We start from the raw sequence: 1,707 nt of genomic DNA, 5'->3' as shown, positions 1-1,707 counted from the left end.
TTTAAGGCCGAGACACGAGATGAACTGACCACGGTCAGGAAGTCACTGATGCCACGCTTCCAGGAAAAGCCTCTAAGCTTCAGATCATGTGCGACCGTACCCCAAACCGACACAGGTGGTCAGGGTGAGAATCCCAAGGCGCTTGAGAGAACTCGGGTGAAGGAACTAGGCAAAATGGTGCCGTAACTTCGGGAGAAGGCACGCCGGCGTAGGGTGAAGAGACTTGCTCTCCTAGCCCGAACCGGTCGAAGATACCAGGTGGCTGCAACTGTTTATTAAAAACACAGCACTCTGCTAACGCGCAAGCGGACGTATAGGGTGTGACGCCTGCCCGGTGCCGGAAGGTTAAATGATGGTGTTAGCCGCAAGGCGAAGCTCTTGATTGAAGCCCCGGTAAACGGCGGCCGTAACTATAACGGTCCTAAGGTAGCGAAATTCCTTGTCGGGTAAGTTCCGACCTGCACGAATGGCGTAATGATGGCCACGCTGTCTCCACCCGAGACTCAGTGAAATTGAAATCGCCGTGAAGATGCGGTGTACCCGCGGCTAGACGGAAAGACCCCGTGAACCTTTACTATAGCTTCACACTGGACGCTGATGTTGCCTGTGTAGGATAGCTGGGAGGCTTTGAACTCTGGACGCCAGTTCGGAGGGAGCCAACCTTGAAATACCAGCCTGGCATCATTGGCGTTCTCACTCAGGTCCGTTATCCGGATCGAGGACAGTGTGTGGTGGGTAGTTTGACTGGGGCGGTCTCCTCCTAAAGAGTAACGGAGGAGCACGAAGGTACCCTCAGCACGGTCGGACATCGTGCATTGAGTGCAAGAGCATAAGGGTGCTTGACTGCGAGACAGACACGTCGAGCAGGTGCGAAAGCAGGTTCTAGTGATCCGGTGGTTCTGTATGGAAGGGCCATCGCTCAACGGATAAAAGGTACTCCGGGGATAACAGGCTGATACCGCCCAAGAGTTCACATCGACGGCGGTGTTTGGCACCTCGATGTCGGCTCATCACATCCTGGGGCTGAAGTCGGTCCCAAGGGTATGGCTGTTCGCCATTTAAAGTGGTACGCGAGCTGGGTTTAGAACGTCGTGAGACAGTTCGGTCCCTATCTGCCGTGGGCGTTGGATGTTTGAGAAGGGCTGCTCCTAGTACGAGAGGACCGGAGTGGACGACCCTCTGGTGTTCCGGTTGTCACGCCAGTGGCATTGCCGGGTAGCTATGGTCGGACGGGATAACCGCTGAAAGCATCTAAGCGGGAAGCCCCCTTCAAGATGAGACATCCCTGAGGCCTAGAGCCTCCTGAAGGGCCCAGCGAGACCAGCTGGTTGATAGGCACGGTGTGGAAGCGCTGCAAGGCGTTGAGCTAACGTGTACTAATGGCCCGTGAGGCTTGACCCTATAACACCCAAGGGGTCTGGTCGTGATGATAACGTCGTGTTGAGAGATCAACGAAAAGCCGGATACGCAGCGTGTGGCCTGACTCTAACGAGCACAGGTGGCAAGCAATGAGACGATCACAATGTAGTTAAAAACAGTCAGCATGATGTACATTACAAGTTACGCCTGACGACCATAGCACGCGTGAACCACCTGATCCCTTGCCGAACTCAGAAGTGAAACCGCTTAGCGCCGATGGTAGTGTGGGGTCTCCCCATGCGAGAGTAGGTCATCGTCAGGCACCTATACCAAAAATCCCCCAGGGCT

Annotated in this window: 2 rRNA genes; both read left to right on the top strand. The window is 55.0% G+C overall.

Going from position 1 to position 1,707, the window contains the following annotated elements:
- A 23S ribosomal RNA gene (locus MLE19_RS22750) occupies positions 1-1,401 on the top strand; the annotation flags it as partial.
- 164 nt (positions 1,402-1,565) lie between these two features.
- Positions 1,566-1,681 (top strand): 5S ribosomal RNA (rrf, locus tag MLE19_RS22745).
- Positions 1,682-1,707 lie beyond the last annotated feature (26 nt).

It is taken from the genome of Vreelandella neptunia (genome assembly GCF_022489065.1).
Lineage (GTDB): Bacteria > Pseudomonadota > Gammaproteobacteria > Pseudomonadales > Halomonadaceae > Vreelandella > Vreelandella neptunia_A.
The sequence above is the reverse complement of the archived record's forward strand: the minus strand, read 5'-3'. Positions and strand labels throughout refer to the sequence as shown.